General features: G+C 67.8%; 16 protein-coding genes. 11 read left to right on the top strand and 5 right to left on the bottom strand.

Annotation, left to right across the window (positions count from 1 at the left end; translation table 11 throughout):
• Positions 1–126 precede the first annotated feature (126 nt).
• From eccCa to ABZ915_RS46485, 8 genes are all read left to right on the top strand, one after another.
• The gene (gene eccCa, locus ABZ915_RS46520; protein WP_361816873.1) at positions 127–4,083 is read left to right on the top strand and encodes a type VII secretion protein EccCa; all 3,957 of its coding nucleotides are present in this window, start codon (positions 127–129) and stop codon (positions 4,081–4,083) included.
• Positions 4,084–4,160: 77 nt separating this feature from the next.
• On the top strand, positions 4,161–4,676 hold the full coding sequence (locus ABZ915_RS46515) for a hypothetical protein (RefSeq protein ID WP_361816871.1): 516 nt from the start codon (positions 4,161–4,163) through the stop codon (positions 4,674–4,676).
• A gap of 56 nt (positions 4,677–4,732) precedes the next feature.
• Positions 4,733–6,226, top strand: coding sequence for a hypothetical protein (locus tag ABZ915_RS46510; RefSeq protein ID WP_361816869.1), 1,494 nt, complete (start codon positions 4,733–4,735; stop codon positions 6,224–6,226).
• Positions 6,227–6,254: 28 nt separating this feature from the next.
• A complete protein-coding gene (mycP, locus tag ABZ915_RS46505) occupies positions 6,255–7,661 on the top strand; it encodes a type VII secretion-associated serine protease mycosin (RefSeq protein WP_361816866.1) in 1,407 nt (468 codons plus the stop codon).
• 51 nt (positions 7,662–7,712) lie between these two features.
• Complete coding sequence (locus ABZ915_RS46500; RefSeq protein ID WP_361816863.1) at positions 7,713–8,141, top strand: hypothetical protein; 429 nt, start codon at positions 7,713–7,715, stop codon at positions 8,139–8,141.
• A gap of 10 nt (positions 8,142–8,151) precedes the next feature.
• A complete protein-coding gene (locus ABZ915_RS46495; protein ID WP_361816860.1) occupies positions 8,152–10,413 on the top strand; it encodes a hypothetical protein in 2,262 nt (753 codons plus the stop codon).
• A 14-nt stretch (positions 10,414–10,427) separates the two neighbouring features.
• The gene (locus tag ABZ915_RS46490; RefSeq protein ID WP_361816857.1) at positions 10,428–11,090 is read left to right on the top strand and encodes a hypothetical protein; all 663 of its coding nucleotides are present in this window, start codon (positions 10,428–10,430) and stop codon (positions 11,088–11,090) included.
• A 525-nt stretch (positions 11,091–11,615) separates the two neighbouring features.
• A complete protein-coding gene (locus ABZ915_RS46485) occupies positions 11,616–11,834 on the top strand; it encodes a hypothetical protein (RefSeq protein ID WP_361816855.1) in 219 nt (72 codons plus the stop codon).
• A 233-nt stretch (positions 11,835–12,067) separates the two neighbouring features.
• Here ABZ915_RS46485 and ABZ915_RS46480 read toward each other — a convergent pair whose 3' ends face one another.
• Both ABZ915_RS46480 and ABZ915_RS46475 read right to left on the bottom strand, forming a co-directional pair.
• On the bottom strand, positions 12,068–12,379 hold the full coding sequence (locus tag ABZ915_RS46480) for a WXG100 family type VII secretion target (RefSeq protein ID WP_361816852.1): 312 nt from the start codon (positions 12,377–12,379) through the stop codon (positions 12,068–12,070).
• 34 nt (positions 12,380–12,413) lie between these two features.
• The gene (locus ABZ915_RS46475) at positions 12,414–12,752 is read right to left on the bottom strand and encodes a WXG100 family type VII secretion target (protein WP_361816849.1); all 339 of its coding nucleotides are present in this window, start codon (positions 12,750–12,752) and stop codon (positions 12,414–12,416) included.
• A 285-nt stretch (positions 12,753–13,037) separates the two neighbouring features.
• On the opposite strand from ABZ915_RS46475, the gene ABZ915_RS46470 reads away from it, so the two are divergent.
• Positions 13,038–13,331, top strand: a complete 294-nt coding sequence (locus ABZ915_RS46470; RefSeq protein ID WP_361816846.1) for a DUF397 domain-containing protein — start codon at positions 13,038–13,040, stop codon at positions 13,329–13,331.
• A gap of 81 nt (positions 13,332–13,412) precedes the next feature.
• Here ABZ915_RS46470 and ABZ915_RS46465 read toward each other — a convergent pair whose 3' ends face one another.
• From ABZ915_RS46465 to eccB, 3 genes are read right to left on the bottom strand one after another with little or no spacing between them, the layout of a single operon-like run.
• On the bottom strand, positions 13,413–14,918 hold the full coding sequence (locus tag ABZ915_RS46465; protein ID WP_361816844.1) for a PQQ-binding-like beta-propeller repeat protein: 1,506 nt from the start codon (positions 14,916–14,918) through the stop codon (positions 13,413–13,415).
• Entirely contained in the window at positions 14,915–16,126 is a 1,212-nt protein-coding gene (gene mycP / locus ABZ915_RS46460; RefSeq protein WP_361816841.1) for a type VII secretion-associated serine protease mycosin, read from the bottom strand. The genes ABZ915_RS46465 and mycP (ABZ915_RS46460) overlap by 4 nt, the downstream gene beginning before the upstream one ends.
• 43 nt (positions 16,127–16,169) lie before the next feature.
• The gene (eccB, locus tag ABZ915_RS46455; protein ID WP_361816838.1) at positions 16,170–17,693 is read right to left on the bottom strand and encodes a type VII secretion protein EccB; all 1,524 of its coding nucleotides are present in this window, start codon (positions 17,691–17,693) and stop codon (positions 16,170–16,172) included.
• A gap of 185 nt (positions 17,694–17,878) precedes the next feature.
• On the opposite strand from eccB, the gene eccE reads away from it, so the two are divergent.
• Together eccE and ABZ915_RS46445 are read left to right on the top strand one after the other, a co-directional pair.
• Entirely contained in the window at positions 17,879–19,216 is a 1,338-nt protein-coding gene (gene eccE, locus ABZ915_RS46450) for a type VII secretion protein EccE (protein ID WP_361816835.1), read from the top strand.
• On the top strand, positions 19,213–20,001 hold the full coding sequence (locus ABZ915_RS46445; RefSeq protein WP_361816832.1) for a hypothetical protein: 789 nt from the start codon (positions 19,213–19,215) through the stop codon (positions 19,999–20,001). Before eccE ends, ABZ915_RS46445 begins: the two co-directional genes overlap by 4 nt.
• The last annotated feature ends 31 nt before the right edge of the window (positions 20,002–20,032 follow it).

The raw sequence follows: 20,032 nt of genomic DNA, 5'->3' as shown, positions 1-20,032 counted from the left end.
CGGGCGTCACCCTACCGGCAGGTGGTGTCAGTGCCGACAAGTAGGATCGCCCGCACACGGAGGACGACCGTCGCCACGGGGGTGCCGGTGATCAACCGATCGTCCGTACAGGGGATTGATGCTCCGGTGAGCCAGATCGTCATCAAGCGCCCGCCGCGCACCCTACCGCCCGAAGTGCCCGTGGATGAACTGCAATTGGAGGCTCCTCCCGAGCTGCCGCGCGGGCAGCAGGAGGGCATGCTGATGCAGGTCCTGCCGACTCTCGGCATGGGCTCGTCGGTGGTGTTCTACTTCGCTTCGCCGAACGCCCACCCGTTCATGCGGATCATGGGCGTGGTGATGCTGATGTCGACGGCCGCGATGGTGGTCTCTCAGATCGTCCGCTATCGCCGGGGTACGCAGGGGCAAATGGCCGATGTGCGCCGCGACTACCTCCGCTACCTCGCGCAGACCCGGCGTTCGGTCCGCAAGACCGCGCTGCGGCAGCGTGACGCGCAGCTGTACCTGCATCCGTCACCGGAGCAGCTCTGGTCGGTGGTCGCCGAGGGCAGCCGGGTGTGGGAACGGCGCGTCGGGGACCTCGACTTCGGGCAGGTGCGCATAGGTCTGGGACCGCAGCAGCTGTCCACTCCTCTGGTGGCACCGCACACCGCGCCGGTGGACGAGCTGGAGCCGCTGTGCGCCGGCGCCATGCAGCGGTTCCTTTCGGTGCACGGCCAGTTGGACGGCCTGCCGGTGGCGGTCTCGCTGCGTGCCTTCTACCACGTGACGCTGTCCGGCGACTCGGAGTGCAGCCAGTCGGCGGCACGTGCGCTGGTGGCACAGGCGACCACCCTGCACTCCCCCGACGACCTGGTCGTGGCCGTGGTGACCTCGCCGGGCTCCGTGGCCCGCTGGGACTGGACGAAGTGGCTGCCGCACTGCCAGTCGGCGGGCCAGTTCGACGGGGCGGGCACGCGCCGTCTCTTCGGTGACGACATGGGCGAACTGGAGCAGCTGCTCGCGGGCCGCCTGGACGGCCGCCCCCGGTTCAGCCGCGACGGCCAGCCCGTGCTGGACCAGCCGCACATCCTGGTGGTCCTGGACGGCGGCATGGTGCCCCCCACGTCGGCGTTCGCCGCGGCGGAGGGTCTTCAGGGGGTGACGATCGTGGAGGTCGTCCCCGGGGAACTCGACCAGCCTCGCGGCGACCTGTCGATCGTCGTTCGCCCGGACCGGCTGTGGCTGGACTCCGGCGGCGGTGTCGCCTTCGAGGGCGTGCCCGACGGGTTGTCCCTGCCTGCCGCCGAGGCGCTGGCCCGGCAGCTCGCGCCGCTGTGCATGGGCGGCGGGGACGACGACGAACCGCTGCTCGCCAACCTGGACTTCACCGACCTTCTGGGTCTGGGCGACGCCGCCTCCGTGGACATCACCCGCACATGGCGGCCGCGTTCCGTCCCGGAGCGGCTGCGCGTGCCCATCGGCGTCGGCGAAGACGGCCAGCCCGTGATGCTGGACCTCAAGGAGGCGGCCCAGGACGGCATGGGCCCGCACGGCCTGTGCGTGGGCGCCACGGGCTCCGGCAAGTCGGAGCTGCTGCGCACCCTCGTGCTGGGCCTGGCGGTCACCCATTCCTCCGAGACGCTGAACTTCGTCCTCGCCGACTTCAAGGGCGGCGCGACCTTCGCCGGCATGTCACAGATGCCACACGTCGCAGCTGTGATCACCAACCTGGCCGACGATCTGACGCTGGTCGACCGCATGGGCGACGCGATCCGGGGTGAGTTGCAGCGGCGCCAGGAGCTGCTGCGCTCGGCCGGGAACTACGCCAACATCCACGACTACGAAAAGGCCCGCGCCGCCGGTGCGCCCCTGGAGCCGCTGGCGTCCCTCGTCCTCGTCATCGACGAGTTCAGCGAACTCCTCACGGCCAAGCCGGACTTCATCGACATGTTCATCCAGATCGGCCGCATCGGCCGCTCCCTGGGTGTGCACCTGCTGCTCGCCTCGCAGCGTCTGGAGGAGGGCCGTCTTCGGGGGCTGGACACCTACCTGTCGTACCGGATCGGTCTGCGGACCTTCTCCGCGGCCGAGTCCCGGGCGGCCCTGGGCGTGCCCGATGCTTACCACCTTCCCTCCGTCCCCGGCTCCGGGTATCTGAAGTTCGGCACGGACGAGATGGTGCGCTTCAAGGCGGCGTATGTGTCGGGGACTTACCGCGCGGGTGGTCCCGACGTCGCGCAGGGCAGCCTGCCCATCGAGCGCCGGCCGGCGCTCTTCACCGCGCCTCCCGTGCCGGTGGCCTACGCGGTTCCCGACCCGGCGCAGGCACCGGCCGCCCAGCCGGAGGACGACGCGCTGGCGGACACGGTGCTGGACGTCATCGTGCAGCGGCTGGAAGGCCAGGGGGTGCCCGCACACCAGGTGTGGCTTCCCCCGCTGGACCAGGCGCCCACGCTGGACCAGCTGCTGCCGACGCTCTCCGTGTCCCCGGAACGCGGCCTTCAGGCGCCCGAGTACACACGCCTGGGCGGCCTGACGGTGCCGATCGGTCTGATCGACAAGCCGTTCGAGCAGAAGCGTGAGGTGCTGTACCGGGACTTCTCCGGCGCGGCGGGCCACATGATGGTCGTGGGCGGACCGCAGTCCGGAAAGTCGACGCTGCTGCGCACATTGATCGCGTCCTTCGCTCTCACGCACACACCGCACGAGGTGCAGTTCTACTGCCTGGACTTCGGTGGTGGCGGTCTGGCATCCCTGGCGGACCTGCCGCACGTGGGCGGGGCCGCGTCCCGGCTGGACCCCGAGCGTGTTCGCCGTACGGTCGCGGAGGTGGCGGGCATCCTCAACCGCCGCGAGCAGTTCTTTCGTGCCAACGGCATCGACTCCGTCGCGACGTACCGCAGGCGCCGCGTGGCGGGTGAGCTGCCCGGCGAGGCCTGGGGTGACGTCTTCCTGGTCATTGACGGTTGGGGCAACTTCAAGACGGACTTCGAGGGCCTGGAGGGTGTCGTCAACGACATCGCGGGCCGCGGTCTCGGCTACGGCATCCACGTCGTCGTCTCCGCCTCCCGGTACATGGAGGTCCGAGCGGCCCTCAAGGACCAGATCCTGGGCCGACTGGAACTGCGGCTGGGTGACCCGATGGACTCCGAGTTCGACCGCAAGGTGGCGGTGAACGTGCCGTCGGGCGTCCCCGGCCGTGGCCAGGTGCCTGAGAAGCTGCACTACATGACGGCTCTGCCGCGCATCGACTCCTCGCCCTCGGCGCACGATCTGGCCGAGGCGACGACCCAGCTCGTCCAGGCGGCGAAGGCCAACTGGCAGGGCCCGGCGGCCCCCACGGTCCGCCTTCTGCCGCGCAAACTGCCTGCCGACCAGCTCCCGAAGGGTTTCGAGTTCCCGCAACACGGCATCGCGATCGGTATCGACGAGGCGAACCTGGAGCCGGTGTTCGTCAACCTCGACACCGACCCGTTCTTCCTCGTCTTCGGCGAGAGCGAGTCCGGCAAGACGAACCTGCTGCGCCTGATCGCCAAGCAGATCGCGGAACGCTACACACCCGCCGAGGCCCGGATCGTCGTCGGAGACTACCGGCGCACGATGCTGGAGGCCGTGTCGGAGGAACATCTGCTGGAGTACGCCCCGATGGCGTCGGCGATGCAGGTCCACATGGACGCGATCCGCCAGTTCATGGAGATGCGTGCGCCGAAGCCGGACATCACGCCGCAGCAGCTTCGCGACCGCAGCTGGTGGAACGGCCCGCAGCTGTTCGTCATCGTCGACGACTACGAACTGGTCGCCACCAACTCGGGTAATCCACTCGCCTCGTTGGTGGAGCACCTGCCCTTCGCGCGCGATGTCGGCGTCAAGTTCATCATCGCCCGTAGCCAGGCCGGTGCCTCGCGCGCGATGTACGAGTCCTTCATGCAGCGCGTGAAGGAGCTCGGTGCACAGGGCCTGGTCCTCTCCGGCGACCCGAGCGAGGGCGACATCCTGGGCAATGTCCGGGCCCGCCCGATGCCGCCCGGCCGTGGCGTGTTCGTGTCACGCAAGCGCGGTGCGTCGCTGATTCAGGTGGGGTTGCTTCCGCAACGCCATTAGAGTGATTGATCGAGTCTTTACTTCGTTCGGATGAACAAGCGAACGAAGCGAACGGGGAGAACGGGGAGGCAGCTGAGGTGAGTTCGAACGGGGGCGGCGGATCGGGCGGTGCCCACGACGCACCGGACACGGGCAAGTCGTTCGACAGCCTGGCCGGGGTGAACCCGCAGATGGCGCTGGACATCCAGCACACCGCCATGAAGAACTTCAAGAAGCGCGTCGACGAGCTTCTGATCGAGCTCGACAAGTCGGAGGCAGCCCCGGGCAAGGTCGGACAGGACCGACTGTCCCGCGCCCAACTGGGATCCTCCGACTTCAAGGAAGCACAGTTCCTCTACGACTCGTACACCCTCGTCCACGACGAGTTGGAGAACCTCTCCAAGGCGCTCAGCGCGCAGATCGAGGGGATGGGACTGGCGGTGCACGCCTCGCGGGTGGGCTACGCGAACCTCGACGAGGACATTCGGACGCGGATGAAGCAGGTCAACGCGCAGACCGAGAGGTACTACGTGGCTGACCGGGATCCGTACGCCGATCAGCGGACCGCGTCGCCGACGTCGACGCCTGCGGCGGAGAGCGAGGAGGGCCTGTAATGGGTGGGCAGCCCGCGCGGCGAGAACCGGAACTCGCTCGTACGGACTTCGAGTCCATGACCCACGAGCAGCTGGCGGCGATGTTGGACGAAGCCAGCTCGGCCGGCGCCTCCCACCTCGCCGGAAAGCTCGCCAAGGCCGCCTCGACGATCACCAAGATCGGCGACGACCTCATGACGCACGTCAAGGCTCTGGAGTGGCAGGGCCAGGCGGGCGACTCCTTCCGGGACTGGGGCGGCCAGACAGCGAGCGCGACCCTCCGGCTCGGGCAGTACGCCAAGGTGGCCTCGAGCTGGATGGGAACGGTGTCTCAGGCCATCACCGAGGCGAAGGCCGCCATGCCTGACACCTCGGAGACGACCCAGGCCAAGGCGGACCTCGCCGACGCCCACAAGACGATCGCCGCTGCCAAGCAGCCCGGCGCCCGGAACGACCCCGACGCGCGGAAACTTGCGACGACCGCCCAGTCCGACGCGACAGCGGCCCAGTCCCGCATCGACGGGGCTCGCGCCGAGGCGGCCCAGCAGATGCGAAAGCTGGCGCAGTCGTACGAGTACTCGGCGCAGCAGGTGAACAGTGTGCCGCCGCCTACGTTTTCGCCGCCGGCGGGGAACACGGGCTCCAATGACTGGTGGCGCGGCGACGACAAGAGCCATGTGTCCGGCGACAGCACTTACGTGAGCAGCGGCAGCAGCAGCTCGGGGAGCGGCTACGTTGCCGCGCACGAGGGCGGCAACCTGCCCCACACCACCACGCATCTGGTCACGCCCGTCGCCACCGGCCAAGCCTCCCCGGGCCTGGGCGGTCACCACGCGCAGCAATCACAACCGGTCTCGCTGGACATCGACGGCGCAGACACGCTGCCGCGGACTACGCCACCTGCTTCCCCGGCTCCCACCGAAACCCGTGTGCCGCACCCAGGGGCGCCGCTGCCTGACCAGCCAACCGCTGTGCCGCCTACATTCGGCGGCGGGGGGCGTGAAACCGGCCTGCCATCCGCCGGGCGTGTGCCCGCCTCCGGGCGTCTTCCCCAGGTGCCCGGATTGGGAAAACCAACCGGAAGCATGCCCCGCATGCCGCGTGAGACGGGCATCGTCGGGGGGCGCCCAGTCACGAATCCCGGACGCGCGGCGAACGGCATCCCGCGTGGAACTGTCATCGGCAAGGAAAACACGCAAGGTCGCACGCCCATGGGGCGGGGCATGTCCGCGGGTTCCCCCGCCGGTGGGGGAACCCGCTCCAGCGGTGGCCTGGTCGGCGGCCGTCGCCTGGCCTCGGAGACGGGCGGCGTCGTCGGTAACCGTCCGGGACAGCCTGGGCGCACCAGCGGACGTCCTTTCACCGCCGGCGGTTCGGGACTCGTCCGACCGTCGTCCAATGCCGCTGAAGCAGGGCACGGTTCGGCGGCCGGTCGCACGGGAGCGACGGGTCGTCCCTCCAACTCGCGCAAGGACCAACAGCGTGAGGGGGAACGCCCGGATTACCTCGCCGAGGACGAAGAGACCTGGACCCGGGACAATCGCCGGACTCTTCCTCCAGTGATCGATTGAGTCCGAGACGATCCCCCCAGGAAGGCTTATGCGTACCAGAGACAAGCGGACACTGCGGCCCTTGCCGACGGCGTCGGCTGTTCTCGGCCTGCTGCTAGTCGGGGTTGCCGCCACCCCCGCCCATGCGGAGTCGGTCCGGGCACGCCAGTGGCATCTCGACGCCATGCACGCCGACGAGATGTGGCAGACAAGCACCGGCCGTGGCATCACGGTGGCCGTCATCGACTCGGGAGTCGACGACTCATTGGCGGACCTCAAGGGTCAGGTGTTGAACGGCAAGGACTACTCGACCCAGCGCGGCGACGAGCACACCGACATCGCCGGCCACGGCACGGACATGGCCGCGCTCATCGCGGCCACAGGCGCGCGGGGTTCACGGGACGGGTCGTACGGGCTCGCTCCAGGAGCCAAGATCCTTCCCATCCGCATGCGCTACTCGACCGAGCAGTTCGGTCAGGTCGACGAGGGATCCGAGTACGCCGCGACGTTGTCCAGGGCCATCCGCTACGCGGCGGACTCGACGGCCCAGATCATCAACATCTCCATGGGCGCCGGTAACTCACCTGGTCGAAAGAACGTCAGTACGCCGGAGTTGGCAGCCGCCGTCAAGTACGCCATCGCCAAGGGGAAGCTGGTCTTCGCTGCCGCGGGCAACAGCGGCGACACCTCCAACCTCCCAGAGTACCCGGCTTCCACCGCAGGCGTCGTGGGAGTAGGCGCGATCACTCAGAAGATCAAGCGAGCCGCGTTCTCCCAGCACGGCTCGGAGGTCGATGTCACCGCTCCCGGTGTCGACATGTTCCACGCCTGCCTCGGCGGAAGCCAGATCTGTAAGAGCCAGGGCACCAGCGACGCCACGGCCATCGCCTCCGCCTCCGCCGCCCTCATCTGGTCCAAGCACCGCGGCTGGACGAACAACCAGGTGCTGCGTGTCCTCATCAACACGATGAAGGGCAACGAGAAGAGCTGGACCCGGAACGACGACTTCGGCTACGGCATCGTCCGCCCGCGTTCCGCCCTGCAGAACCCAGGTGACCCGGGGCCGGCGGACCAGTACCCGCTCCCCGACCTGGCCGCCGCAGCCTCCAAGTCCCCCTCTCCCAGGGCCTCCAAGTCCGCCGGCTCGGCAGGCGCCGGAAAAGACGATGCCAAGCCAGAAGCCACGGCATCCAAGTCGGGTGACGACGGAAACACCTCCCTGTGGATCGGCCTGGGCGTCGCAGTCGCCGCACTCCTGGGGGCCGGTGTCACCGTCCCGGTACTCCGCGCACGCCGCCGCCGGTCGACTCCGGCTCCGGCCGCGCCGCCGCCCGCGTACCAACCGTACGCACCACACCAACAACAGCAGCAGTACCCGTCCTTCGGTCCACCCCAAGGCCACATCACTGGCACCCCAACCGAGGGAGCGCCGCCCCGCCCGGGACAGCACCCGTGAACGAGCGAGCACGCAACCGATCAGTCGCCAGTGACGTCCGAAGGGACCACCGTGTCGTTCGATGAGATGTGGGGACAGGCCCGCAGCAAGGCCGCAACCCGCCAGCAGAGCAGCATGGAGCTCAACCAGCTTGCCGCGAGCGGAGGTGGAGGCGGCGACTCCGACTACACCGTGACGTCGCCGGACCTCAAGGCCGTGGGCAACGACGCGCAGACGCTCTACCACCACCTCGAGACCGACGCGTTTCACGCGGGTGCTCAGACGGACAAGGCTGCCAACGATCTGAACACTGACGGCTTCGAGACCGGCGCGGCCCTGTGGACGGCCTGGGACAAGTGGCGTTCCCAGTCTGAGGCGCTGCTCAGCGCGTGCGCACATATCCACAACCACCTCGAGGACACCGTCATCACGCACGCGAAGCACGAAGAGATTCTCGTGACCAACCTCTCCGTCGAAGAGATCGACAAGCACTTCAAGTGAGGCATTCATCATGGTGACTTTTGACGACGCCCTCAATGTTCGTCTGGGCAGCCTTCAGGATGCCGTCGATGACTGGTCGGAAACGGTCAAGAAGCTCCAGACCCTTCAGGAGACGGCCGAAAACGGCATGCAGAGGAAGGCCGAGAAGGCCGACTGGAAAGGTGAGAACGCGGGCGTCACCAAACCCTTCGTGAAGAAGACCGCCAAGGAGTTCGGGGACGCGGCCAAGGAGGCCGAGAGCATCCGGAACATTCTTCGCGACGCTCATACGGAGTTCAAGGCGGCGAAGGAGAAGCTTCAGGCCATCGTCAAGGCGGCTCCCGACCAAGGAATACGCATCGATCCCGACGGAACCGTCAGTTACCTGATCCACCCGGATCGCCGGCCCAAGGACTACGACGGCCCCGACCCGGATCAGAAGGACTTCGACCGGGCCCGCTCCGAGATCAAGGCCGCCGTCGACAAGGCCAGTGATGCGGACGACGTTGCCTCCCGTGCTCTTCGGACGCTGGTGGGCAAGGACGACAACAACTTCTCCGGCACCGACTACGACTCGCTCAAGCAGGCGGGCAAGGTGCAGGACGCCGAGGACGCGAAGGCCGCGGCGAAGATCGTCGAGAAGGGCGACGACGCCACTGCCGCGGAGATCAGCCGCCTGAACAAGTACCTCAAGGACAACAAGGGTGATCAATACTTCGCGGAACGATTCGCGGTCGAAGTCGGGGCCAAGGGCACACTCGACTACTGGGCCGACATAGGCGACCCCAGTGATGGCTCCCGACTCGGGGTGGACCACCCCAAACAGCTCGCAGAACTCCAGAAGAACTGGAGCTTCACGCTGGCCAGCGCGTCGCATTCCGACAGCCCGGACATGGCCAAGTGGAAGGCGGACATGATCAAGTCCGGCGACGACATCGTGCGCACACGCGGGTCGTCTGCCTACGGGTTCCAGATCATGAGCAACCTCATGCGCGACGGCTCGTACGACTCGAAGTTCCTGCACGATTACGGAAACGCTGCTTTCGCTACGGAACGCCGACTGACTCATGAGGGACGGATTAAGCCTGGCCAGGCCTGGCACTCGCCTTCCATGGGCATGATGCCGAAGTTGAATTGGGATGGGAAGGGCGTCGGGCAGGATCCGATGACCGGCTTCATGGAGGCGCTCGGACACAATCCCAAGGCTTCTGCGGACTTTTTCAACAGCAAGCTGGACCTCACTCCCGACGACACGCATGATCACAAGAGCGTCGACGCATTCAAGTACTTCGCCCAGGACCGCGACTGGCCCAACGACAACACCAACGACGGTCTGACCAACAAATACGGCCACGAGAGTCTGGGCCATGCGTTGGAATCCGCGACGTTGGGCCACGCCTACGACGACCCCACACCCAAACTCGTTCGTACCGACGACGGAGCCAAGGTGATGGAAAAGGTGGTGGAGGCATACGGCGATCCCGCGCTCCTGAAGAAGGAAGAGGCGCTGTCCGGAAGCATCGGCCGTATGACCGCGGGCTACATCGACGACGTCAACTGGGCCCTGAACGAGAACAGGACGGACAGCATGTTCGCCCCCGACAAGGGGGCACATGGGCATGCCGAGTTCGGCATGGACGGTGCCCGCAAGTTCCTCAGCGCGCTAGGCCAGCACCCTGACGCCTACTCGGAAGTCGCCACCGCTGAACGCGTCTACACGTCGACTGCCATGGAGGCACAGGTCGATTCCAACGGTCACATCCACGAGCCACGCGTTCGCGAGGCGCTGCGGACCGGTGCCGAAGTCCAAGGCATGCTCGATCAGTCCCGGGCCGACCAGGTGGAAGCCGAAGGCCTGAAGAAGGACAAGGAATACAACGATGCGCTGGAGAAGCGCGCCTCCTGGATCGAGTTCGGCGCAGGAGTCGGTGTTGCCACAGGAGCGGCGTTCCTGCCGCCGGTGGCCGCCGCAGGCGTGGCCGGCACACTGATCCCTCTCGGCATGGAGCATGGTCAGGCACTCGTGGAACAGGTCCTTGGTGATGGGATCGGAGACTGGGCCGAGTCCAACCAGAAGGACAGCGGAGATGACATCCAGAAACAGCGCGACCAAATCTACCGGACTGGCGAATTCAATGCCGGCTATCCAATGAAGGAATTCCTGAGTCGGCACCACATCAGCTCTGACGACAATAACTTTGCACAGACATTGGAGACCGACTTGACCGCTGGCTACGGCAAGGGAACCGACCGCGAGAATCAGCAGGGCGTTCGCCCTCAAACGGGGGATTGATGGGAGTCGCGGTGATGTCTGTCCGTAACGGCATGGCTCCCCTTGCCTTGGCCATGCTAGTTGTGGCCGGAGCCTCAGCATGCTCCGACAACAGCGGGGCTCAAGCCGGATCCGCCAAAACAGGCGAGCGCAACTGCAATGGCGCCTTGAACGGCTCCGCTGCGAGCGCTGTACAACAGCTCGTCAGGTCGAAGTCTTTTCGTACCTCGTCTCCGGATGGTGGAGCTGCCGGAGCAGCGAAGAAGATTGTTTCAGAATATCGAACCAATGGCGTCGAAGGAGGAGGTGAGATCGGACTCTGCTGGATCTACGGACCCAAGAAGAACGTCAGCGATCTGACCATCTCGTTTTCCTTCTCCAATGACGTTCCCCAGAGCGACAAAGTGGCTTCGGTCTTTACCCCATATCACATGGGTGCGCTGGCACTGGCCAGTAACCAGCGCGCTGTCATTTACCTGAAATGCTCCAGTACGAAGTTCGATTCTGACGGCAGCAGGGAGACATTCGTGATTCGTGGCGAGACAAACAATCGCTACGAACCGGACGGCAGCCCTGCTCAGGTGCGAAGGAACAATCTGATTGTCATGCACTCCGGTGGTCTTGCTCTAGCCAAAGCGTTGGCTTGCAAAAACGATGCGGACTTGCCAAACGACTTCAGGATGCCGACCAAAGCTTGATGGACCTCCGAGGGCGATGTTTGAGCGCCCTTCGCAGGGCAGGAGAACGGAACAGAACGCGATATCGGATCAACTTCTCAAAATCTGCTTCCGCGAGGCCTAGGCCTACGCGTAAACTCCGGGCCGGAGCGAGAAGAACAGCCTCGAGAACGAGCAGTGCGGAAGTCTGCGATCACTTCGCCGAGAAGCCCTCTGACGCAGCAGCTCTGTCCCGGATCGGCGGCGCAGATCATTTCACCGACTCCACTTCAAAGCCGAAGGAAACGCTGGCGTCACTTTCTACGATACCGGCGCCTCCGCCATGGGAACAGATCGACTTGCGTCGATCTATCGGGTAGAGGAGCAGCCAGCAAGCAGATGACCGTCATGAATGCTGCCGCCCATAAAATTGCTGATGAGCTGAAGTGTGCGGACGCCGAGTTGTCAGACAGAGCGCCCAAGGCTGTCTCGGGCGTCTATGCCGGACAGCGAGATTCACAGCACGTGTCCCGCCGCGTGGTACTTCATTCGGCGAGGAAGGCATCCATGACCGGACGATGCATGACAGGCGGGGCGGGAGCGCAGGGCATGGGGCTCTACACGGTGTCTCCGCCGGAGGGCTCCGACCGCCGCTTCGACTCCCAGCCGCTCACGCCGCGGGAGTGGCAGGACCTGCGGCAGTTCGCCGAGCGTTCCGCCGCACGTCACCACTGCTCGCCGCCCGTCCTGCCGCCCGCTGCCGCTACTCCCGGGTCCGGTACCTGACCAGCAGCCAGATAAGCAGGATCACGGCGGCGATCAGGATGAGCCACTCCCACCACGCCACGGGACCGCCCCCGCCCGAATGAGTGCCGTAGTGGTGGTGGTACCGGCCTGCGGTTGTCGTGAGCGGTGTCAGAGACATCCAATTAGCCCGAATCGTCGTGGTGGTTGAGCGTGCGGTGGGAAACGGCAAGGGGAGGCGGCTTGGCGCCGCCTCCCCTCTCGGTTGGGCCGGGTCAGCCCATCAGCATGCGGAAGCGCGCCGCGTTGCCCTTGTCCGTGTCCTGGTAGCCGACGACCGAGTCGTCCAGGAGCTGGGCGATGCGGGCCAGCTTCTGGGTCATCTGGTCCATCTGGTCGCTGCTGTCCCGCTGGATCTCGGTGTAGGCCGTCTTGGCCTCACCCTCCCAGGTCTCGGCCACGGCCTTGACCCTGCGCATGAGGGTCTCGAGTTGCTCCGCGAGGTTCTTGGCGGTGTTGCGGACGTCGCTGGCGGCTTGCGTGACGGTGTCGTAGTTTACGGCGGTACGGTCGGCGTCGTAGCTCATGAAACGTGTCTCCCTCGTGGATGCTGCGGCGGGCTCAGGCGAGGTCCGTGATGCGGCTCTTGACCTCGTAGGAGTTGTCCACCTTCCGAATGTCGGAGATGCGCTCCTGCTCCTGGTCGTTGAAGCCGCCGATGCTCGCCCTCATCGCCTCTTCGAGGTCGACGAGATCGTCCTGGAGCTTCTTGAGGTTCTTGTTCACGCCCTGCTGAACGGTGTCGAACTCCTTGCCCGCCGCGCCCTTCCAGCCGGCCTGGATCATGTCCACGACTCGGTTGAGCGAGGTGACCCGCTCACTCACCTGGTGGTGGAAGTCGCGGATGTCGTTCGCCAGACCTGTGAGCGCGTGTGCGCTGAGGTCAACGCTCGAAGCCATACGTTTCTTGCCCTCCTGTTGAAGCGGCGGCGACCTTCACCACCGCGACGGGTCCACCCGGACGGCTGTCCGGGTCCTCCTGGCGGGCAAGACCTGCTGCGCTCTCGCGCGACGCGCGGTCGCAGCGTCGCACCGCCCCCGTGCGGTACCACATGTGTGGCACCCGCAGCCACTCTAGTCACTTGACGTGGTGCTTCCAACTGCAAAGGGAACACAGGGAAGTTCCGAGGGCCAGTAGTGTGACCGGCACAGCGTTCGTACGTCGGGGAAAGGGGTCGCTGCGGGATGACCGAGACGGCTGAGGAGATCAAGGCGCGCAAGGAGCGCGAGCGGGACGAGCTGTACGCCCTCGACATCTCAGGCGTCGAGTGGCAATGCGCGCCCGGTACGGAGGAGCACGAGGAGCGGGTCGAGATCGCCGATCTTCCCGGCGGGGCCGTGGCCATGCGGTCCTCACTCGACCCTGAGACCGTGCTGCGGTACACGGAGGCGGAGTGGCGGGCCTTTGTACTCGGTGCGCGTGACGGAGAGTTCGACCTGGAGCCGACGCCGCACAACGGCGGGCTGCCGACCGAGTAGCGCAGAGAGCGAAACACCGCCGGAGGCAGGTGCGGAGGGCGACGCACGCGCGTGTGCCGCCCTCCGGCGGCCCGTGTCACCTCAGTGCTTGAGGCCCGCCGTGCCGACCCCGAGGACCGACAGCACCGGGTACGTCGGGTGGTCGTCGTCCCGGGCCAGTTCACGCGGTGCGAAGAAGACGTGGCCCTGCTCGTAGGTGATCTCCGTCTTCTCCGGGTCGCTGAGTTCGTACTCGTCGTCCTCCGGGAGCTGGAAGAGGAGGTACGGGGTCTCCTTGTCGGTGCGAGGGTTCCAGCTGACCACGGCCGCGGGCTGGACGTCGTCGATGCTCCTTCGGTAGATGAGCAGGTCGTCACCGCTCATGCGGAGGGGGACGACCATCTGGAAGGGACGGCCCTCGAACTTACCGACGGAGGTGCCCTTGTCGACGTCGAAGGCCACGATCCAGTCGGAGGGCTGCTTGATGTCGGTCTGCTCCTTGCTCATGACGTAGAGCCTGCTGCGGCCCACTACCAGGCCGTCACAGTTGTCCACCGTGCCGAAGTACGGCGAGAAGGAGTACCGCTTGCCGCACTTGGGCTCGTAGCCGCCCATCGAGATGGTGGCCAGGCGTTTGCCGTGGCCGGCGTCGAGTGTGATCAGGTCGGTGACCTCGCTGTCGCCCGCCGCCACGGCCAGGACGGGCGGGTCGGAGGAGGGCAAGAAAGCGTCCTGGACGCCGTCGGCGAGTTTGTACGTCCACCGGGTCCTGCCGGTGCGCGGGTTCAGTTTCTCCACACGGTAGGTGGCGTCGGGCTCGTCACCGCAGGTGACCAGCGCCAGGAGGGCGCTGCCGCCGGCGAAGCCCGTGTCGTGGCACTGGGAGACCGTGGTGGTGTTCCAGAGCCGCTTGCCCGTCTTCATGTCGTACGCCACCGAGCCGTGGCCCCACGCCACGGCGACGACCCCCTTGGTGAGGGTGAGGTTGGTGTTGGTGACGTAGGCGAAGTCGGCCGCGGGCATCTTCTTCTGCCACAGCTCCTTGCCCGTGTCGAGGTCGAGGAAGACCACCTGGTCGCAGATGCCCCCGGTCTTGGCACCCTTGGCCTTGGGCGGCTGGATGACGACCGCGGTACGGCCGTCGGCGGTGACGTCCCTGCTGGTGGCGCAGATGTGGCCGGCCAGCTTGAGGGTCCAGGCCTTCTCGTCGTACGTGGGCTCGATCTTGTAGCCCTCGATCCGGTTGGCCACGCCCCTCGCGACGATCTTCCCCGTGGCCCAGGTGCCGGGGGCGTAGCGTGGGTTGATATCGGTGTTCTTGGAGAGCTTCTCCTCGTTGTGCTGGGTCACGATCTGGCCCTCGGGCGAGACGGGGGCTTTCTCGACGGTTTCCCGGACCTCGTCGAGCGCCTGGTGCGCCGCGGCCGGTGTCGCTTTGCCGGTCCCGTTGTCACCGGCCTGGTACCACAGCAGGCCCGCGCCGAGGCAGAGGGCGGCGGCCGTCGACGCCGCGGCCGTCCTCAGAACCCGTCTACGGCGCTTTTGGCGTGTCTTGTCCGCTGCCAGTGCGGACTCCGTGTACATCGACGGGGGTGGGCCGAAGCTCACGCTGAGGGTTCCTTTCGGTGACGGTGGCGCAGGTCGCGCGTGGCGACGGCCGCGCCGACGATGACCGCCACCAGCACGACGGTGATGCCGAGGGCGTAGGTGGCGTACCGCTGGTTGCGCTCCTCAGCGGTCTCCGCGAGGGAGAACGGTGCCACGTCGGGGGCCGGGGCCTTGCTGAGGCCCCGGTCGGGGGTGGGCGAGGACGGCGGGTCGTCGGTGTCGGATTCCTGGATGGCCCGGACCGGGTCGACGACGCCCCAGCCGACGTAGTTGTCGTGGCCGTTGACGGAGCGTTCCGCCGTCTGCTCGATCCGGGTGATGATCTGGGCGGGGGTCCAGTGCGGGTACTTCTCCTTGAGCAGGGCCGCCACGCCCGCGACGAAGGGGGCCGAGAAGCTGGTGCCGTTGTCGGTGCACTGGCCGCCCCCGGGAACGGTGGAGACGATGTCCACGCCGGGGGCCGCAACGCCCACGAAGGTGCCGGCCTGGGAGAAGGTGGCACGTTCGTTGTTGCGGTCGGAGGAGGCCACGGCCAGGACGCCGTCGAAGGCCGCCGGGTAGGTGTTCTTGACCTTGCCGTCCAGGCCGTCGTTGCCCGCGGAGGCGACCACGACGACCCCCACGCCAATCGCCTTGCGGACCGCCTGCGCCAGGGCGGAGGTGGCCGACAGGGGCTTGGTCGTGTCCTGGGAGATGTTGATGACGTCGGCGCCTTGCGTCACGGCGTAGTTGATGGCGGCGGCCATCGTGTCCGAGTCGCCGCTCTGGTCGGCGTCGTTCTGGCGGATGGGGATGATGGTGGCGTTCGGGGCGAGGCCGACGAAGCCCGTGCCCGAGCGGGGACGGGCCGCGATGATGCCCGCGACTTTGGTGCCGTGTCCGACCTGGTCGTCGGTCGGGTCGCCGCCCTTGCCCTTGGCCAGGAAGTCACGGCCGTCCGCCTTGTCCACCACTGCGCTGAGCTGCGGATTCTTGTCGTCGACGCCGGTGTCGATGACGGCCACGCGTACGCCCTTGCCCTTGTTCGTGCCCTGCCAGAGCTCGTCGAGCAGGACGCGCTGCAAGGACCAGGGTGTTCCCTTGATCGGCTTGGCGGGGAACGTGCACTCTCCGCTGCCGTCCAGAAGGAGGGAGGGTGCGGGCGGGGCCGCGCCCAGGGTGGTCAGCAGTACGGCGGCGGTCAGCAGGGTTGCCTTCGTCGGCAGCACTCGTACGGCGCTCCTATTGATCGTGTCCGTAAACAGAGGCGGGCTACGAACCCTGCGGCTGACGGGCGCCGTTGGTGGCCAGGCGCGGACCCTTCGCCAGGAACTCCGACCAGACCGTGGGCACCTTGGCGGGCCTGACGTTCTGATAACCGAGCTTGACCTGGGCCTCGCTGGGCTCGGGGGTGCCGTCAGAGGTCTTCTTGCCGTCAGCCCCGATGTCCGACTTCTGGCTGTCGCTGTCCCCGTTGGCCTGCACGGCGTACCGCAGACCGGTGTCTGTGACGAGGAAGAGCGCGCCGGCGCCCGTCTCGGTGCCCTGGAACTGGGTGTAGAGCAGGCCCGTGCCGGGGGTGACGTAGGTACTGGTGCCGTCTGCGGTGATCTCGGCCGGGTAGTCGGTGCCCGCCCAGGTACTCAGGGTCGCCGAGTTGTCGTCGTCGACATCGCGCAGCACGCTGCACACGGTGTCGCGGCCCGCGGCGGGCGAGACGGAGTTGACCTGGCGGGCCCGCTCACGGGGCCAGTCGGCGGGTTGTCCGGCGAAGGGCTCGCTGTCGGCGGTGAAGTCCTGCAGACCTACGGTGCGGGCTTCTCCGTTCATGTTCAGCGGTGCCGTCTGCGGCGAGGAGATCAGCAACCAGGCGGTGAAGTCGCTGATCGGCTGCACCTTGCCCGGCAGGACGACGTAGTACTTGGTTCCCTCCCCGGTCTCGGTCCGGAGGACCATGCCGACCTTGTTCTCCTCAGCGGAGAGCTGGCCCGGGACGTTCGCGGGCGAGCCGACACCGGAGGGCAGTTGGGGGAAGCGTATGGGCGCGCCCTGGTGCAGGGTGCCGAGCCACTCCTTGGTGACGAGTTGCGGCTTGCGGGAGCCGACGAGCGCGGTGGTCAGCGCGTCGGACTCGACACCGGTGACGGCGTACGACGTGCCGCGCGAGTCGACCAGGTAACGCCGGCCGGTACGGGTCTTCACGTACAGCACGTCGCCGCCGGCGAGGCGGCGCGAACCGTCGGCTTTTGCCGCGTCCCGCTGGGCGAGGACGAAGGTCGCCTCCTGGACGGTCTCGCCCTTGCCGCCGGGCTGCTCGCAGACGGCCCAGCGCTTGGCCTTCCCGGCCTCCTCGGCGGACGGGAGGCGGTCCGGCGCGTACGGGATGCCCAGGATCGGACCGCGCGGCAGCTTGCCCGAATCGAGGATGTCGTCGCTGACCTGGATGACCTGGTAGTCGGCGTCGTTCATCAGCAGGCGCGCGGAGGCGAGGTTGAGCACCGGGTGCAAGCGGGTGACCTTGCCGGTCTTGAGGACGACGTAGCGGGTCGTGGACTGCTTGCCCACGATGACCCGGGTGCCGGGCTTGTCCCAGCCGGCGGGCGCGGTGGGCTGGAACATCCCCCAGGCGCCGAACACCGCCAGCGTCAGCGCGCCCGCGACGAGGCTGGGCACGACCGCGCGCAGCGGCTTGGGCGCGCCTTCCTCCGATCCGGACGGTGACGGCTGGAGGAAGGCCGCGAGGGTGCGCCTCTTCGCGAACGTGTAGGCGTTGAGTTCGTCCCGCCGTGATGCCATCAGTGACTGTTTCTCCCCGTTGTCACATCCGGAGGCGTGACTGGCCGCCCTCCGATGTCAGACCGGCCCCCTACTATGCCTGGTGTCGGCAGTGGCCGGAGGGGCGGGTAGGGTACCTGGGCCTTCCGGCGCCCAAGTAGGGGGCCGGCACCAGCGAGTTGTGAAAAGTACGGGGGGATGGAGTGATGGCTTCCGGTACTCGGACGCGGTCGCGCGAGCGGTCGCGGGGCCGGGGTGCCGCAGCGCCCGGTCCCGAGACCGCTCCGCGGCCGTCGGCCGATCAGCCGCGGCAGCAGGCATCGGGCACGCTGCACCTCAGGGCACGCCCGGGACAGAGCGGCTCGTTCCGGCTGCAACGGCTCGTGCTGCTGGAGCTCGCGGTGGCCGTGCTGGTCACCGGCTGGGCGACGGGCCCCGCGGCGCTCGTGCCGGCGGCTCTGGTCGCCGTCGCGCTCGTGCTGCTCGCGGTCGTCAGTCGTCGGGGCCGTTCACTGCCCGAATGGCTGTTGACAGCAAGGGCGTTGCGGGCCCGTCAGCGCCGTGCGGCGAACACCGCGGTTCCGCCGGGCACCGAACCCGCGTTGGTGCCCGCGGTGGAGTGCGAGCCCGCCCTGCGTACCTACTCCTACGGTTCCCGCGACCGGCGTCCCGTCGGAATCGTCGGCGACGGCACCTTCGTCACCGCGGTCCTTCAGGTGGAGGCCGACGCGACCGCGGTACGGGCCGAGCGGAGCCGTCAGCCGTTGCCGCTCGGGCTGGTGCGGGACGCCCTCGAAGTGGACGGCATACGGCTGGAGTCGGCGCAGATCGTGCTGCACACGCAGCCGGCGCCCGCGCTGCACCTGCCCCAGCAGTCCGTGGCCGTCGCCAACTACCTGCCCCTGCAGGAGCAGACCGGCGCTCCGGCCGTCCGCATCACCTGGATCGCGCTGAAGCTGGATCCCGAGATGTGCGCGGAGGCCGTTGCCGCGCGCGGGGGCGGTCTCTTCGGTGCGCAGAAGTGCGTGGTCCGTACGGCGGATCATCTCGCCAGCCGGCTGACCGGGGCCGGGTTCCGCGCGACCGTGCTCGACGAGGAAGAACTCGTCGCCGCTCTTGCCACGTCGGCCTGCGCCAACCCGTTGGTGACGGCCGAGGCCGGGCGGACCGAGGCGCGCGAGCGGCGCACGCGCGAGTCCGGCCGGAGCTGGCGCTGCGACAACCGCCGACACACCACGTACTGGATCCGACGCTGGCCCCAACTGAGCGGCGGCGGCGCGGCGTCACTGCCGCAGCTGATCGCCGAGATCACCGCCGTACCCGCGCTGGCCACCACCTTCAGCCTCACCCTCGCGCGCGGGGAGCGGCAGGAGGTGTCCTTGTGCGGGCATCTGCGGGTGACCGGCCGCAGCGACGACGAACTGGTCGCCGCCCGGCGCGCTTTGGAGGGCACTGCCCGGCAGGCCGGCGCGGGCCTCGCCCGGCTCGACAGGGAGCAGTTGCCCGGGATGCTCGCCACACTGCCCCTCGGAGGTGTGCGTTGACGACCCCGACGCCACAGCGGACCGCCGGTCCGGTGGCCGCACCAGAGGCCGCCGCACCCTCCGCCGCCCAGCGGGCGACCGCCCGGGTACGCAACGGCTTCGGCCTGCTCGGCCCCCGGCACGGGCGGCATGCGCTGCCCGCGCAACTGCTGGACTCGCTCGCCCTGCCCATCGGGGACGACGGGGTCGTGGCCGGGGTGGACTCAGAAGGGCAGCCGGCCGTGCTGGGGCTCAACCGGCCCACGGCGTACGACGTCGTGCTGATCGGCGGGCTGTGGACCGCGCAGGTCCTCGCGCTGCGGGCCGCGGCGACGGGCGCGCGGGTCGCCGTCGAGACCGGTCGGCCGCAGGCCTGGACACAGATGGTGCATGCCATGGGTGGCGGCCAGAACGGCCTTGCGGTGTACGACGTGGGCCGCGTGCCGCCGCAGGGCGCGTCGGCCGGTACGCCGGTGCTGGTGGTGCGGGACTGCGGCATGCGGCCACCTCGCGGACGGGTGACTTCCGGTCCCTGGCAGTCGGTGCTGACGCTGCTGCCGTATCTCAGTCCGGTCGCGCCCCGGCTTCTTCGGCAGGCGCGACTGGCGGGCATTCAGCGGGTCTCGCCGGACGAGGCTGGGGAACTGGGCCGCGCCATGGGGCTGAACCGGGTCGAGGTGGAGGCCCTGCCGACGCTCGCCGACGGCGTCACCCTCTGGTGTGCCGACCGTGATCGGCAGTATGTGATGACGCAGCCGACCGATGCCGAGATCGGATTGTTGGGTACGGCACGGCGGATGGACTGACCAACGGGGCGCACGCTGACCCGACTTGATA

Source organism: Streptomyces sp. NPDC046915 (assembly GCF_040644935.1).
GTDB lineage: Bacteria > Actinomycetota > Actinomycetes > Streptomycetales > Streptomycetaceae > Streptomyces.
The sequence above is the reverse complement of the archived record's forward strand: the minus strand, read 5'-3'. Positions and strand labels throughout refer to the sequence as shown.

What these genes read in the sequence shown, in the direction of transcription:
- ABZ915_RS46510 (WP_361816869.1), top strand. Translation starts at nt 4,733, where the DNA reads ATGACCCACGAGCAGCTGGCGGCGATGTTGGACGAAGCCAGCTCGGCC.
- mycP (WP_361816866.1), top strand. Translation starts at nt 6,255, where the DNA reads ATGCGTACCAGAGACAAGCGGACACTGCGGCCCTTGCCGACGGCGTCG.
- ABZ915_RS46495 (WP_361816860.1), top strand. Translation starts at nt 8,152, where the DNA reads ATGGTGACTTTTGACGACGCCCTCAATGTTCGTCTGGGCAGCCTTCAG.
- ABZ915_RS46490 (WP_361816857.1), top strand. Translation starts at nt 10,428, where the DNA reads ATGTCTGTCCGTAACGGCATGGCTCCCCTTGCCTTGGCCATGCTAGTT.
- ABZ915_RS46485 (WP_361816855.1), top strand. Translation starts at nt 11,616, where the DNA reads ATGACCGGACGATGCATGACAGGCGGGGCGGGAGCGCAGGGCATGGGG.
- ABZ915_RS46480 (WP_361816852.1), bottom strand. Translation starts at nt 12,379, where the DNA reads ATGAGCTACGACGCCGACCGTACCGCCGTAAACTACGACACCGTCACG.
- ABZ915_RS46475 (WP_361816849.1), bottom strand. Translation starts at nt 12,752, where the DNA reads ATGGCTTCGAGCGTTGACCTCAGCGCACACGCGCTCACAGGTCTGGCG.
- ABZ915_RS46470 (WP_361816846.1), top strand. Translation starts at nt 13,038, where the DNA reads ATGACCGAGACGGCTGAGGAGATCAAGGCGCGCAAGGAGCGCGAGCGG.
- eccB (WP_361816838.1), bottom strand. Translation starts at nt 17,693, where the DNA reads ATGGCATCACGGCGGGACGAACTCAACGCCTACACGTTCGCGAAGAGG.
- eccE (WP_361816835.1), top strand. Translation starts at nt 17,879, where the DNA reads ATGGCTTCCGGTACTCGGACGCGGTCGCGCGAGCGGTCGCGGGGCCGG.